This window comes from Pilosibacter sp. YYHA0881 (assembly GCF_051602715.1).
GTDB lineage: Bacteria > Bacillota > Clostridia > Lachnospirales > Lachnospiraceae > Alitiscatomonas > Alitiscatomonas aceti.
The window spans coordinates 1038354-1052491 of record NZ_CP175657.1 but is presented as its reverse complement, the minus strand read 5'-3'; the positions used below and the strand labels follow the sequence as shown (position 1 = coordinate 1052491).

Here is a 14138-nt window from a genome sequence, read left to right as displayed (position 1 = left end):
GAGGTTTCTACATTGGCTTATGTACCCGTACCCAAGGACTTAACAAAAGTCAAAACAAAGGTCATGTTCAATCTGACCAAGCGGCAGCTTATCTGCTTCACGGGCGGAGCGCTTATTGGCGTACCGCTTTTCTTTTTGCTCAGAAAACCTACCGGAAACAGTGTAGCGGCTATGTGTATGATGCTGGTTATGCTGCCCTTCTTTATGCTGGCTATGTACGAAAAGCATGGACAGCCGCTGGAAAAGATCGTGGGCAACATTCTCAAAGTAGCTGTGATCCGTCCAAAGCAGCGACCTTACCAGACCAACAACTTTTATGCCGTATTAAAGCGGCAGGAAATGCTCGATAAGGAGGTGTATGACATTGTTCACCGCAATAAAAAAATGGCTGCATCGGATGTTCGGAAAAACCGAGGAAAAAACTGTGCAGCCGGTAAAGACAAAGAAAAAGCTGTCCCGCGCCGATAAGAAGCAGATCGAAGCGGCCATTGCCCGCGCTAACCGCACGGACAAAAAAGGAAAATCTGCGCAGGACAGTATCCCTTATGAACGGATGTGGCCGGACGGAATCTGCCGCGTATCGGACAGCCACTACACAAAGACCATCCAGTTTCAGGACATCAACTATCAGCTCTCCCAAAACGAAGATAAGACGGCAATCTTTGAGGGTTGGTGTGATTTCCTCAATTATTTTGACAGCTCGATTCATTTCCAGCTGTCTTTTTTGAACCTTGCGGCATCGGAGGAGACCTTTGCCAACTCCATTTCCATTCCGCCCCAGGGGGATGCCTTTGACAGTATCCGTGAGGAATATACCACGATGCTGCAAAATCAGCTGGTCAGAGGCAACAACGGTCTCATCAAGACCAAATACCTGACCTTTGGTATCAACGCTGACAGCATCAAAGCCGCCAAGCCCCGTCTGGAGCGTATTGAGACCGATATACTCAATAACTTCAAGCGTCTTGGTGTAGCCGCCAGAACATTGGACGGTAAGGAAAGGCTTTCCCAGCTTCATGCGGTATTCCACATGGATGAACAGCTCCCGTTTCAGTTTGAATGGGACTGGCTGGCTCCTTCCGGCCTGTCCACGAAAGATTTTATTGCACCAAGCTCCTTTGAGTTCCGCACCGGCAAGCAGTTCCGTATGGGCAAGAAATACGGGGCTGTTTCTTTTTTGCAGATTTTAGCCCCAGAGCTGAATGACCGTCTGCTGGCTGATTTTCTGGATATGGAAAGCTCGCTCATTGTGAGTATGCACATTCAGTCGGTGGATCAGGTGAAAGCCATCAAAACGGTAAAGCGTAAGATTACCGATCTGGACCGCAGTAAGATTGAGGAACAGAAAAAAGCAGTCCGCGCCGGATACGACATGGACATCATTCCTTCTGACCTTGCCACCTACGGCAGCGAAGCGAAAAAGCTGTTGCAGGATTTGCAGAGCCGAAACGAGAGAATGTTCCTGGTCTCCTTTTTGGTGCTGAACACAGCGGACACCCCCCGTCAGCTTGGCAACAACATCTTTCAGGCAGGCTCTATTGCCCAGAAGTATAACTGCCAGCTGACCAGACTGGACTTCCAGCAGGAAGAAGGGCTGATGAGCTGTCTGCCCCTGGGACTCAATCAGATCGAGATTCAGCGAGGGCTGACCACCAGTTCTACGGCTATCTTTGTACCATTCACCACACAGGAATTATTCCAGAACGGCAAGGAAGCCCTGTACTACGGCATCAATGCCCTGTCCAACAACCTCATCATGGTGGATAGAAAGCTGCTGAAAAACCCCAACGGCTTGATTTTGGGTACGCCGGGTTCCGGTAAGTCTTTCAGCGCCAAGCGTGAGATTGCCAACTGCTTTTTGCTTACCAATGATGATGTCATCATCTGTGACCCGGAAGCGGAGTACGCACCTCTGGTGGATCGTCTGCATGGGCAGGTCATCAAGATTTCGCCTACCTCTGCCAACTACATCAATCCGATGGACCTGAACCTGGACTACTCGGATGATGAAAGCCCACTGTCCCTCAAATCTGATTTTATCCTCAGCTTGTGTGAGCTGATCGTGGGCGGTAAGGAGGGCTTACAGCCGGTGCAGAAAACCATCATTGACCGCTGTGTGCGTCTGGTCTATCAGACCTACCTCAATGACCCGCGCCCGGAGAATATGCCGGTTTTGGAGGACCTATACAACCTGCTCCGGGAACAGGAAGAAAAGGAAGCCCAGTATATCGCTACGGCTCTTGAAATCTATGTAACCGGCTCCCTCAATGTGTTCAACCACCAGAGCAATGTGGACATCAACAACCGCATTGTCTGCTATGACATCAAGGAGTTGGGCAAGCAGCTGAAAAAGATCGGTATGCTGGTGGTGCAGGACCAAGTGTGGAACCGCGTTACCATTAACCGCGCTGCCCACAAGTCCACCCGTTACTACATCGACGAGATGCACCTGCTTTTGAAGGAGGAACAGACCGCTGCCTATACAGTGGAAATCTGGAAGCGATTCCGTAAATGGGGCGGAATCCCGACAGGTATCACCCAGAATGTCAAAGACCTTTTGAGCAGCCGCGAGGTAGAGAACATCTTTGAAAACTCGGACTTCGTGTATATGCTCAACCAGGCAGGCGGAGACCGTCAGATACTTGCCAAGCAGCTGGGCATTTCCACGCACCAGCTTAGCTATGTGACCCACTCCGGTGAGGGCGAGGGCCTGCTGTTCTATGGCTCCACGATCCTGCCGTTTGTGGATCACTTCCCGAAGAACACCGAACTTTACCGCATTATGACTACCAAACCCCAGGAACTGAAAAAGAAGGAGGATGAATGATGATGAATCCCAACATTTTGAATAAAAATCCGCTGATGTTTTTTGACAGGGCGGTAAATGCCCAGCGCAGCCAGCTGCTTACGGTCATGGCCGATGCGGTAAGTGAGTGCCGCACGGCGGCAGATCAGGCAGCCGAACTGAATGAGACCGGTCAGGTGGGGCTTCTCCGTCTGGCAGAGGTCTGGAGCGTCATTCGTGCTAAAGAAGGTATGGGCGGCCTGATTCTGAAAGGAACAGAGGCGAAGATCCTGTCCGATGTGGTGGCACAGTTTTATGCCTACCTGTCCGGTTGTATGTTCAACGATCCTGTGGGAATGGCCATTTATGCAGAGCTGCACTACATGATGTCCTCCCTCATGCTGGGAGAATGGTTTGAATAAGGAGCCGCGCCTGCGCTTTACTGATGAGGAACGGTCTGACCCTGCACTGGAAAAGCCGATCCGTAAAGCGGAGAAAGCTGCGGCCAGAGCAGATAAGGCGCAGGCCAATATCCCAAAGAAAAAGGTCAGGCAGACAGTCATCGACCCGGATACCGGAAAAAAGACCTCGAAGCTGACCTTTGAGGACAAGAAAAAGCCACCCTCCAAACTTTCTCAAGGGGTCAAGGAAGCTCCCGTCCATCTGGTTGCGGGCAAGCTCCACAAAGAGATCCGGGAAACAGAACAGGACAATGTGGGCGTGGAAAGCGCCCACAAGTCCGAGGAAGCGGTGGAGACCGGCGCTTATCTGGTGCGGGAGGGCTATCGCAGCCACAAGCTGAAGCCGTACCGCAAAGCAGCACAGGCAGAGCGCCAACTGGAAAAGGCAAATGTAAATGTTCTGTACCAGAAATCTTTGCAGGAAAATCCCCAGTTTGCCAGCAATCCACTTTCCCGCTGGCAGCAAAAGCAGGACATCAAAAAGCAGTATGCCGCCGCCAAACATGCCGGTCAGACTGCTGGAAATACCGCCCAGGCTGCATCCAAAACAGGAAAAGCCGCAAGGACGGTAAAAGAAAAGGCACAGCAGGCAGGGGCATTCGTCATGCGCCACAAGAAGGGTTTCCTGATGGCAGGGGTTTTGTTCCTCATTACCTGTATGCTGATGAATACCATGTCCTCCTGCTCCATGATGGCGCAGAGCATCGGTTCCGTTCTCTCCGGCACCACCTATCCGTCGGATGACTCGGAAATGCTGGCGGTGGAGGCAGATTATGCAGCCAGAGAAGCCCAGTTGCAGGAGGAAATCGACAACATTGAAAGCAGTCACCCAGGGTATGACGAGTATCGCTATGACCTTGGTATGATCGGCCATGACCCTCATGAGCTGGCGGCATTTCTCTCTGCCGTCTTGCAAGGCTACACCCGGCAGAGCGCTCAGGCAGAGCTGGCGCGTGTGTTTGCAGCACAGTATCAGCTGACGCTTACTGAGGAAGTGGAGATTCGCTACCGCACGGAGACCTCAACCGACCCGGAGACCGGCGAGACCACCTCAGAAGAAGTTCCCTATGAGTATTACATTTTGAATGTGAAACTCGCCAGCAAGCCCATTTCCGCTGTGGTGTCGGAACTTCTGACCCCGGAGCAGATGAAAATGTATCAGGTTTACCGGCAGACCATGGGCAATAAGCCGCTGTTGTTTGGCGGCGGCTCCCCTGATACCAGCGGTTCGGAAGATCTGTCCGGTGTGCAGTTCATTAACGGTACCCGCCCCGGCAATCCTCAGCTGGTGGAACTGGCCAAGCGTCAGGTGGGCAATGTGGGCGGTTATCCCTACTGGAGCTGGTACGGCTTTGACTCCCGTGTGGAATGGTGCGCCTGCTTCGTATCCTGGTGCTATAACCAGGCAGGAAAAAGTGAACCGCGCTTTGCAGGCTGTGAGTGGCAGGGCGTTCCGTGGTTCCAGTCTCATGGACAATGGGGGGCAAGAGGCTATAACAATCTGGCTCCCGGAGATGCAATTTTCTTTGACTGGGATTTGGATGGGACAGCAGACCATGTGGGTATCGTGATCGGTACGGATGGCAGCCGTGTTTATACCGTGGAGGGAAATTCCGGCGATGCCTGCAAGATCAAAAGTTATGACCTGAATTATCAAAGCATTAAGGGCTACGGCCTGATGAACTGGTAACAGAGATTTTTAAGAAGGAGTGATAGACGATGGCAAAGAACAAAATTGAGCGCATTGACCAGGAGATTACAAAGGTCCGCGAGAAGATCGCAGAGTATCAGGAAAAGCTCAAGACCCTGGAAGCACAGAAAACGGAGGCAGAGAATCTGGAAATCGTTCAGATGGTTCGTGCGTTACGCATGACTCCAGCACAGCTGAACGCTATGCTTTCCGGTGGAATGAACCACGGCAGAGATACAGCACTGTCGGAATCAAATAATCAGGAGGCTACCGCTTATGAAGAATAAAAGAATTTGCAAAACACTTTCCGCCCTTTGCCTGACAATGGTTGTGGCATTTGGCTTTACGATCCCTGCTTTCGCACAGGGGTCAGAACAGGCTCCGGCGGCACCGGCAGAGGATTCTACCAATGACAGCAATGTGATTGTGGAAGAAACAGAACCGGCACCGGCACTTACACCGGAGGGAAATGCGGCACTGGTGGATGATTTTGGAGGCAATAAGCAGCTTATTACTGTTACGACCAAAGCTGGAAATTACTTTTACATCCTGATTGACAGGGCGAATGAGGATAAAAAGACTGCTGTTCACTTTCTGAATCAGGTGGATGAAGCGGATTTGATGGCACTGATGGAAGATGGAAAAGCAAAAGAGGAGCCGGCTGCTGTGTGTAGCTGTTCAACAAAATGTGAAGCAGGGGAAGTCAATACGGCCTGCCCGGTCTGCGCAACTGATAAGAGTAAATGTACGGGCAAAGCACCGGAACCTCCGGCAGAAACACCGGAGCCGGAAAAAGAGAAGCCTGCCGGACTGAACCCGGCTGCGATAGTCCTTTTGCTGGCTCTGCTGGGCGGCGGTGGCGTATTTGCCTACTTGAAGCTTGTTAAGAACAAGCCTAAGACCAAGGGCAATGACAGTCTGGACGATTATGATTATGGCGAGGAAGATTCCGAGGAATGGGAAACCGAGGATGAGGAGTCGGACGAACCGGACGCTGATGGGGGCAGCACAGAAGATGATGATGAGGACAGTGTGAAATGACCCGTTTCACAGACAGTCCCTATGAACGCATGATGACACGCAGGCCGGAGGGCGGGAAGGAAACTTCCCGTCCTCCTTCTTTACCCCACAGCCACCCCTGCTATGGTTGCGGGAATTATGGAAGACCCTGCGTAGGTATCTGCCATCGTGAGATGGAACGCTGGCTCAAAGAAAGGAAACGAAAAAAATGAGTGTTCTGATTATATTTATCAAGCTGATTGCTGTTTTTGACCTGCTGGTGATCGCCGTGTATTTTGGCGGCGACATTCTTTCTACCATGTTAAACAAACTTCGGAGAAAGCCAAAGCAAGATGACCCCTTTGATTTCTCCTTAGATACCGTGACAGTTTCATTGTCCATAGATTCTATCCGTCAGCTTTGTTCCGACGATGCGGCAGATTTTGTGGAAGAAAAGATCCTGCCAAATGCGGAGAAAACAATGGCCGTGCTGACGGAACAAGAACAGACGGCGGCTCGTCTGCTCTTATCCGCTTTGATCGGTTTTCTTGCAGCAGAAGCTCCTATGGATGAACAGAGCTTTCCCTTGATGATGGAACTTCTGAACTGCATGGAAGGGGAAAAAGAAGATGGTTGTCAGGATGCAGTAGATAGTTTACTTGAAGATGCCGCCTGCAATACCCGCCGTCACGAAGAATATTACAGCAATTATCAACGCTACCAGCTGATGCAGGTGGATAAAACCCGTGTCATTTTGGCTTGTCGTATCATCATCAATGACCTGCTGGGGAAACTGTACCGCTATGACTACCGGTTTGGTTATAACCTGCTACTGGATGAGGAAAACAGCATAGAGAAAAAACTGCACACGCCTGTGCGGGAAGAATGGGAGGCTGAAGATGATGAGATATAAACTGGTAATCGCTGAAAAACCATCGGTTGCACAAAGTCTGGCTGCGGTAATCGGTGCAACTGCTCGTAAGGACGGGTATTTGGAGGGTAACGGCTGGCGTGTCAGCTGGTGCGTGGGCCATCTGGCCGGTCTTGCGGATGCAGACAGTTATGATCCCAAGTATGCCAAGTGGCGATATGATGACCTGCCTATTCTGCCGGAGCATTGGCAGATGGTAGTGGGAAAGGATAAGAAAAAGCAGTTTGATATTCTCAAAAAGCTGATGAACGCCCCGGATGTGACGGAGGTAGTAAATGCCTGTGATGCCGGACGCGAGGGCGAGCTGATCTTCCGCAGCGTCTATGAGCTGGCAGGCTGCCAAAAGCCGATGAAAAGGCTCTGGATTTCTTCGATGGAGGACTCCGCCATAAGGGAGGGCTTTGCAAACCTGCGCCCAGGTGTAGATTATGATGGACTTCGGGATGCTGCTCTCTGCCGTGCCAAGGCCGACTGGTTGGTAGGGATCAATGCCACAAGGCTTTTTTCCGTGCTGTACCACCGCACCCTCAACATCGGGCGCGTGATGTCCCCAACGCTGGCACTGATTGTCCAGCGAGAAGCTGAAATCGACACCTTTAAGCCGGTTCCTTTTTATGCCGTGGCGCTGGAGCTGCCCGGTCTTACCATATCCGGGGAGCGCATGGCGGATAAAGCTGCTGCCGAACAGCTGAAAGAAGCCTGTCAGGGTGCAAATGTCACAATCAAAAAGGTGGAGTGCAAGGAAAAGTCCGAAAAGCCGCCTGCCCTCTATGACCTGACTACCCTGCAAAGAGATGCCAACCGCCTGCTTGGATTTACAGCCCAGCAGACCCTGGACTATCTACAAAGCCTGTATGAAAAGAAGCTCTGCACCTATCCCCGTACTGACAGCCGCTATCTGACTGGTGATATGGCAGACAGCCTGCCGGTGCTGGTGAATCTGGTTGCCAGTGCTATGCCGTTTCGCAAAGGGATCGCCATTACCTGTGATCCGCATACGGTCATCAACGATAAGAAAGTAACCGACCACCACGCAGTAATCCCTACCAGAAATCTCAAGGATGCAGACCTTTCTGCCCTTCCTGCGGGAGAAAAAGCGGTGCTGGAGCTGGTGGCCCTGCGTCTGCTGTGTGCCGTGGCCCAGCCCCATATCTATTCGGAAACCGTTGTGATTGCAGCGTGTGCCGGTAGGGAGTTTACCGCCAAAGGAAAAACGGTGAAGCACCACGGATGGAAAGCACTGGAGGACGCCTACCGTGCCAAAATGAAGGATGCAGAGCCGAAAAAAGAGGGCGCAGAGAAAGCCCTGCCGGAGCTGACCGAAGGACAGACCCTTTCGGTTGTTGCTGCAATCGTCAAAGAAGGCAAAAGCAGTCCGCCCCTGCACTTTACGGAGGACACTCTGTTGTCCGCGATGGAGACTGCCGGAAAAGAGGATATGCCGGAGGATGCCGAGCGAAAAGGTCTGGGGACACCGGCCACCCGTGCCGGTATTTTGGAAAAGCTGGTATCTGCCGGTTTTCTGGAACGAAAAAAGAGCAGGAAAACGGTGCAGATTCTCCCTTCCCACGATGCAGTTTCCCTGATCACCGTTCTGCCGGAACAACTGCAATCGCCGCTTCTGACTGCCGAGTGGGAGTACCGACTGGGCGAGATCGAGCGCGGGCAGCTCGCCCCGGAGGAGTTTTTGGACGGGATCAGCACCATGCTGAAAGATCTGGTGGGAACTTATCAGGTCATCAAAGGAACTGAGTACCTGTTCACTCCGCCCCGTGAGGTGGTGGGCAAATGCCCTCGCTGCGGCGGTGAAGTTGCAGAACTGCAAAAAGGCTTCTTCTGTCAGAGCAAAGAATGCAGATTTGCAATCTGGAAAAACAATAAATGGTGGGCTGCCAAGAAAAAACAGCCGACCAAGGCTGTGGTGTCTGCACTGCTTAACGATGGCCGTGTCCGTGTGACGGGGCTATATTCGGAGAAAACCGGCAAGACCTACGATGCCACTGTGGTTTTGGAGGACGATGGACAGTACGCCAACTTCAAGCTGGAATTTGATCAGCGGAAAGGAGGCAGCCGATGAAGCTCTCTTTAGTGGAACGGGAAACCATTCTTCTCTATAATCAGGCAGAACCAATGGCTGAGATCTATACCCATGATCCCCGTCTGATGGAGAAGCTGGATTTGCTGGCAAAAAAGCACCCCGACCAGATCACCCGAAAGGACGCCCATAACTTTACCGTCCCCAAGCGGTGTGTATCAGTCAGGGAGCCATATAGCGCAGAACGCCGCAAAGCTGCCAGTGAGCGTGCGAAAGCTGCCGGATACCAGCCTCCTGTGAGAAAGCCCAGCGGTTAAAGGCACATGGCAGAGAATGTATTTGAAGCAGTCAAGCTGTCAGTCAGCACCAGAGAAGTGGCAGCGTTTTATGGGATCGAGGTCAAACGAAATGGTATGGCCTGCTGTCCCTTTCACGATGATAAGAACCCCAGCATGAAGGTAGACCAGCGGTTCCACTGCTTTGGCTGCGGTGCAGATGGGGATGTGATCGACTTTACCGCAAAGCTCTTTAATCTCTCCCCAAAAGAAGCGGCGGAGAAACTGGCACAGGACTTTGGCCTGATCTATGACAGTCAGGCCCCTCCCCGCAGGAGGTATGTCCGGCAGAAAACCGAGGCACAAAAGTTTCGGGAGGACCGGCAGCGGTGTTATCGCGTACTGTCCGATTACTACCATCTGCTGAAAAAATGGGAGATCGACCATTCTCCCCGGACACCGGAGGAAGAACTGCACCCCCGTTTTGTGGAAGCGATCCAGAAGGAAACCTATGTAGAGTACCTGCTGGACCTTTTTCTTTATGAAAGTGAAGAAGAACAAAAGGAATGGATTGCAGAACACACAGCAGAAATCACACAATTGGAAAGGAGATTGAAAATCATGGCTGAGAACAAACCCACCAACCGAGAGCGGCTAAGGGAAATCACAGATGGCATCGAGCAGGGCATCAAGGAACTGTTTGAGAGCGAAAAGTATATGCGCTATCTGTCCGTCATGTCCCGCTTCCACCGCTATTCGGTAAACAACACCATGCTCATCTATATGCAGAAGCCGGACGCTACATTGGTAGCCGGATACAATAAGTGGAAAGACCAGTTTGAGCGTCATGTAAAAAAGGGCGAGCATGGCATTACCATCATCGCCCCCACACCGTATAAGAAGAAAATCGAGGAGCAGAAGCTGGACCCGGATACCAAGGCTCCGATTCTGGATAAAGACGGAAAGATCGTCACAGAGGAAAAAGAAATCGAAATCCCCATGTTTCGTCCGGTCAAGGTCTTTGATGTAAGCCAGACCGACGGGAAACCTTTGCCGGAGCTTGCTTCCTCCCTTTCCGGCAATGTGCCAAATTATGAGGCATTCATGGAGGCCCTGCGCCGCAGCGCACCGGTGCCGATCACCATTGAAGCAATGGCCGCCGATACGGACGGCTATTTTTCTGCCGATCATCAGAAAATTGCCATTCGCCAGGGCATGAGCGAGGTGCAGACGGTTTCGGCCACGGTTCACGAGATTGCCCACAGCAAGCTCCACAATCAGAAAAAGATTCAGATTGCCAATGACGAGCAATATCAGGAGATCGGGCTGTTTGATAAACCCGGTCTGTTCTCCAATGGGCGGATTGTCCGTGATAATCTGCCGGAGGGCGTTTATTGTTATGACCTGCGCGGTTCTGACTACGACCCCGGAGAGCCGGTCTGTGTAGAAGAACGAGTGGTTGTAAACCATGCAGGTTCCGTTCTACTGACAGAGCCGCTGGAGCTGGCGGAAGATGGACGCCTGATGCTGACCGAGGAAGAAGGACTGAATTTTGTTGACGGCTTTTCTACCCTCGCCCAATTTTTGCAAGAACATAGGAAAGACCGCCACACGGAGGAAGTGGAGGCTGAAAGTATCTCCTATGCGGTCTGCAAGTATTTTGGCATCGAGACTGGAGAAAACAGCTTCGGCTATATTGCCAGTTGGAGTCAGGGCAAGGAACTGAAAGAGCTGAGAGCCAGTTTGGAGACCATCAATAAGACCTCCGGCACTTTGATCTCTGACATTGAGCGCCACTATAAGGAAATATGCAAAGAGCGTGGGATTGATCCCCATGCAAAGGCAGAGCCGGAAACCGCCCCGATAGAGCAGCCGACCGGCAATCTAACCTACTATGTAGCAGAGTGCATGGAGTTTCCAAACCTTGGAGAATATCACGATAACCTGTCTTTGGAGGAGGCGGTCCGCATCTATCAGGAAATTCCGGCAGAGCGAATGAACGGGGTCAAAGGGATTGGCTTTGAGCTGAAAGACGGAAGCGACTATGAAGGACCGTTTCCGATTTTGACCGGGCAGACCATTGACCTGGACACTATTCAGGCAATCGACTATTACCGTGATAATCCGCTGGTACAGAAAGCGGTAAAGGAACTGGCTGCGGCCATGCCGGAAATGGAGGTACTGGGGGCGGATGCCAACCAGCAGGAGGCTTTGTTTCTGATCAACGATACTACCTATCTTCATATCCAACCTTGTGACAGCGGATGGGACTACACTCTTTACGATGCTGCGTCCATGAAAGAGCTGGATGGTGGTCAGCTGGATATGCCGGAGCTTTCCTGCATGAAGGCAGTTCTCCAGATTTGTGATGATAACGATCTGGACAGCACTTCGCTCAGACGCGCTCCCTTGTCTATGGTTGAGACCTTGCAGGAAGCGGCCTATCAGCAGATGCAGGCAGAGACCAGTCAGATGACTGCCTCTTCCCAGCTTCCGGAGGCACAGGAGCAGGCACTGGATGAATACCCCATGCCGGATGAGCAGGTATCCACACCGGATATGCAGGAATATGGCTACTCCTATGATGGGATGCTCCCTGTTACCAGAGAACGGGCGCTGGAACTGGATGCCGCCGGTTTGACCGTCTATGTGCTGCATGAGGACAATACGGAGAGCATGGTGTTTGACCCGCAGGAAATCATGGATCATGGCGGTCTTTTCGGTGTGGACCATGAGGAATGGGAGAAAAGCCCTCAGTTCCACGAAAAGGTCATGGAGCGTCAGGAACATCAGCAGGAACGCGAACAGGCATTTCTCTCCCAGAACAGAGATTGCTTTGCCATCTATCAGGTAAGTCGTGACGATCCGCAGAATGTGCGCTTTATGAATCTGGACTGGTTAAAGTCCCATAACATTTCCATAGACCGCAGCAATTATGACCTCATTTACACAGCTCCTCTGAGGGAGTCTGGCACTGTGCCGGAGCAGCTGGAAAAACTCTATCAGCAATTCAATCTGGAAAAGCCCGTGGACTTTCACAGTCCCTCCATGAGCGTCAGCGACATCGTTGCGATCAGGCAGGACGGTAAGGTATCCTGTCATTACTGCGACAGCGTTGGTTTTACCCAGATCCCCGGATTCCTGCCAGAAAACCCGCTGAAAAATGCGGAAATGATGCTGGAGGACGATTACGGCATGATCGACGGTATCATCAACAATGGCGCAAAAGAACCCACGGTGGCAGAGCTGGAACAGCAGGCCCGAAGCGGTCAGCCCATTTCCCTGATGGAGTTGGCAGCCGCCACCCATCGGGAGGAACGGGAAAAGAAAAAGTCCGTCATGGAGCAGCTGAAAGGCCAGCCCAAGACAGAACACAAAAAGACAGCACCCAAAAAGAGTGCGGAAAGGGAGATTTGATATGGGAAACTTTACTTTTGAGGAAATGAACCTGATGTGCATTTACAATACCGGCAGCCGCACCGGATTGATCGACAGCCTGCGTGAGATGCGCGGCGAGCTTTCGCCGGAGGAAACGGAGCTGAGAGAGTTGACCGACAGCGCCCTTACGAAGCTCTGTGCGATGACCGATGAGAAGTTTGCCGAACTGGAGCTGTACCCGGATTTTGACCAGTAAACAACATAACCGCAGGGATGGGGTGGCGATCTGCCACCCCACCTTTTTACCCCAAAACTGAAAGGAGGACAGAACACTATGCCAACCAAAGCTGAACTATATGCACAGATGGCGGACAAGGTGGCAACACAGCTCACGGGGAGCTGGCAGGAATGGGCAGGGTTTCTCACTACTGCTTCCCGCCTTTACAAGTACCCGTTCCATGAGCAGCTGATGATCTATGCCCAGCGACCGGATGCCACCGCCTGTGCAGAGTACGATTTGTGGAATGAAAAGATGGGTCGGTATGTAAGGCGCGGTTCCAAGGGAATCGCTCTGGTGGATGATTCCGGGGACAGACCTCGCCTGCGTTATGTCTTTGACATTTCCGACACCGGAACCCGTGAACATTCCCGCACTCCCTGGCTGTGGCAGTTGGAGGAGCGCCATCTGGATTCCGTGCAGGCCATGCTGGAGCGCACCTATGATGTTTCCGGTGATGATCTTGCCGGACAGCTCACGGAGGTAGCTGGAAAACTGGCCGAGGAATATTGGACGGAGCATCAGCAGGACTTCTTCTATATCGTTGACGGTTCCTTTTTGGAGGAATATGATGAGTATAACATCGGAGTGCAGTTCAAGGCAGCCGCCACCGTCAGCATCACTTACGCTTTGATGTCCCGCTGTGGACTGGAGCCGGAACGCTACTTCGACCACGAAGATTTCATGGCGATCTTTGATTTCAACACCCCGTCCACCATCGGGGCGCTGGGAACAGCGGTCAGCCAGATCAACCAGCAGGTGCTGCGGCAGATCGGCGTTACCGTCCGAAATGCAGAGCGCGAAGCCAACCAAGAAAGGAGCAAGCAAGATGAACAATCCAATGACCTACATCCAGAACGGAGACTATCAGATTCCCGACCTGAAGCTGAGCCAGCAGCCGGAGAAACCCCTGGGCAAGTACGGCAGGATGAGGAAAACCTACCTGAAAGAACACCGTCCCATCCTCTACAACCAGATGTTGCTGAGCGAGAAGCTGTACCCGCACCTCATCGAGATCGACGAGACCGCCCAGAGCAGACTGGAACAGATGATGCCCCAGCTGGCGAAGGAAGCGGGAGCCACCGAGGAACTGAAAGCCAGCGATTCCATGAAGTGGGTGGGCCTGATGAACACCTGCAAAGCCCAGGCAGAGGAGATCCTGATGGCGGAGCTTATCAACAGCTGACCCTAAACCTGTTCCTCTCCGAAGCGGAGCAGATCCAATCCATAGATGAAGCAGAGAATGTAGCACATACATCCTCTGCTTTTTCTTTTGCCCAAAATGATATTGACCATGTGCTGCGTTT

The 14138-nt window shown here is 52.1% G+C and carries 14 protein-coding genes; 13 read left to right on the top strand and 1 reads right to left on the bottom strand.

Annotation, left to right across the window (positions count from 1 at the left end):
* Positions 1-12: 12 nt before the first annotated feature.
* Genes ACI6NM_RS05005 through ACI6NM_RS04950 form a run of 12 tightly spaced genes read left to right on the top strand, consistent with a single transcriptional unit; the run spans position 13 to position 12810 of the window.
* Complete coding sequence (locus ACI6NM_RS05005) at positions 13-468, top strand: PrgI family protein (protein ID WP_002576235.1); 456 nt, start codon at positions 13-15, stop codon at positions 466-468.
* On the top strand, positions 425-2827 hold the full coding sequence (locus tag ACI6NM_RS05000; RefSeq protein WP_438501064.1) for a VirB4-like conjugal transfer ATPase, CD1110 family: 2403 nt from the start codon (positions 425-427) through the stop codon (positions 2825-2827). Before ACI6NM_RS05005 ends, ACI6NM_RS05000 begins: the two co-directional genes overlap by 44 nt.
* On the top strand, positions 2827-3207 hold the full coding sequence (locus ACI6NM_RS04995; RefSeq protein WP_368179456.1) for a DUF3851 domain-containing protein: 381 nt from the start codon (positions 2827-2829) through the stop codon (positions 3205-3207). The genes ACI6NM_RS05000 and ACI6NM_RS04995 overlap by 1 nt, the downstream gene beginning before the upstream one ends.
* Positions 3200-4936: a CHAP domain-containing protein gene (locus ACI6NM_RS04990; protein ID WP_438501063.1), complete on the top strand. Its 1737-nt coding sequence runs from the start codon at positions 3200-3202 to the stop codon at positions 4934-4936. The genes ACI6NM_RS04995 and ACI6NM_RS04990 overlap by 8 nt, the downstream gene beginning before the upstream one ends.
* 29 nt (positions 4937-4965) lie before the next feature.
* On the top strand, positions 4966-5223 hold the full coding sequence (locus tag ACI6NM_RS04985; protein ID WP_270599959.1) for a DUF4315 family protein: 258 nt from the start codon (positions 4966-4968) through the stop codon (positions 5221-5223).
* Positions 5213-5977, top strand: a complete 765-nt coding sequence (locus ACI6NM_RS04980) for a CD1107 family mobile element protein (protein WP_438501062.1) — start codon at positions 5213-5215, stop codon at positions 5975-5977. Before ACI6NM_RS04985 ends, ACI6NM_RS04980 begins: the two co-directional genes overlap by 11 nt.
* Entirely contained in the window at positions 5974-6168 is a 195-nt protein-coding gene (locus ACI6NM_RS04975) for a hypothetical protein (protein WP_082923076.1), read from the top strand. The genes ACI6NM_RS04980 and ACI6NM_RS04975 overlap by 4 nt, the downstream gene beginning before the upstream one ends.
* Positions 6165-6848, top strand: coding sequence for a hypothetical protein (locus ACI6NM_RS04970; protein ID WP_025491750.1), 684 nt, complete (start codon positions 6165-6167; stop codon positions 6846-6848). Before ACI6NM_RS04975 ends, ACI6NM_RS04970 begins: the two co-directional genes overlap by 4 nt.
* Entirely contained in the window at positions 6835-8943 is a 2109-nt protein-coding gene (locus tag ACI6NM_RS04965; protein ID WP_438501061.1) for a DNA topoisomerase 3, read from the top strand. Before ACI6NM_RS04970 ends, ACI6NM_RS04965 begins: the two co-directional genes overlap by 14 nt.
* Positions 8940-9218, top strand: a complete 279-nt coding sequence (locus ACI6NM_RS04960; protein ID WP_118667186.1) for an immunoglobulin — start codon at positions 8940-8942, stop codon at positions 9216-9218. Before ACI6NM_RS04965 ends, ACI6NM_RS04960 begins: the two co-directional genes overlap by 4 nt.
* A 6-nt stretch (positions 9219-9224) precedes the next feature.
* Entirely contained in the window at positions 9225-12593 is a 3369-nt protein-coding gene (locus tag ACI6NM_RS04955) for a YodL domain-containing protein (protein WP_438501060.1), read from the top strand.
* Position 12594: 1 nt separating this feature from the next.
* The gene (locus tag ACI6NM_RS04950; protein ID WP_003526257.1) at positions 12595-12810 is read left to right on the top strand and encodes a transposon-transfer assisting family protein; all 216 of its coding nucleotides are present in this window, start codon (positions 12595-12597) and stop codon (positions 12808-12810) included.
* A 96-nt stretch (positions 12811-12906) separates the two neighbouring features.
* Here the strand turns inward: ACI6NM_RS04950 and ACI6NM_RS04945 are convergent, their stop codons facing one another.
* Positions 12907-13668: a hypothetical protein gene (locus ACI6NM_RS04945; RefSeq protein WP_438501059.1), complete on the bottom strand. Its 762-nt coding sequence runs from the start codon at positions 13666-13668 to the stop codon at positions 12907-12909.
* 4 nt (positions 13669-13672) lie between these two features.
* Between ACI6NM_RS04945 and ACI6NM_RS04940 the strand changes: the two genes are divergently transcribed.
* On the top strand, positions 13673-14017 hold the full coding sequence (locus ACI6NM_RS04940; RefSeq protein ID WP_432764263.1) for a TnpV protein: 345 nt from the start codon (positions 13673-13675) through the stop codon (positions 14015-14017).
* The last annotated feature ends 121 nt before the right edge of the window (positions 14018-14138 follow it).

Bases quoted from the DNA above. Each gene is read 5' to 3' on its own strand.
- ACI6NM_RS04955 (WP_438501060.1), top strand. From the start codon at position 9,225: ATGGCAGAGAATGTATTTGAAGCAGTCAAGCTGTCAGTCAGCACCAGA.
- ACI6NM_RS04975 (WP_082923076.1), top strand. From the start codon at position 5,974: ATGACCCGTTTCACAGACAGTCCCTATGAACGCATGATGACACGCAGG.
- ACI6NM_RS04950 (WP_003526257.1), top strand. From the start codon at position 12,595: ATGGGAAACTTTACTTTTGAGGAAATGAACCTGATGTGCATTTACAAT.
- ACI6NM_RS04965 (WP_438501061.1), top strand. From the start codon at position 6,835: ATGATGAGATATAAACTGGTAATCGCTGAAAAACCATCGGTTGCACAA.
- ACI6NM_RS04980 (WP_438501062.1), top strand. From the start codon at position 5,213: ATGAAGAATAAAAGAATTTGCAAAACACTTTCCGCCCTTTGCCTGACA.
- ACI6NM_RS04960 (WP_118667186.1), top strand. From the start codon at position 8,940: ATGAAGCTCTCTTTAGTGGAACGGGAAACCATTCTTCTCTATAATCAG.
- ACI6NM_RS04970 (WP_025491750.1), top strand. From the start codon at position 6,165: ATGAGTGTTCTGATTATATTTATCAAGCTGATTGCTGTTTTTGACCTG.
- ACI6NM_RS04940 (WP_432764263.1), top strand. From the start codon at position 13,673: ATGACCTACATCCAGAACGGAGACTATCAGATTCCCGACCTGAAGCTG.
- ACI6NM_RS04995 (WP_368179456.1), top strand. From the start codon at position 2,827: ATGATGAATCCCAACATTTTGAATAAAAATCCGCTGATGTTTTTTGAC.
- ACI6NM_RS04985 (WP_270599959.1), top strand. From the start codon at position 4,966: ATGGCAAAGAACAAAATTGAGCGCATTGACCAGGAGATTACAAAGGTC.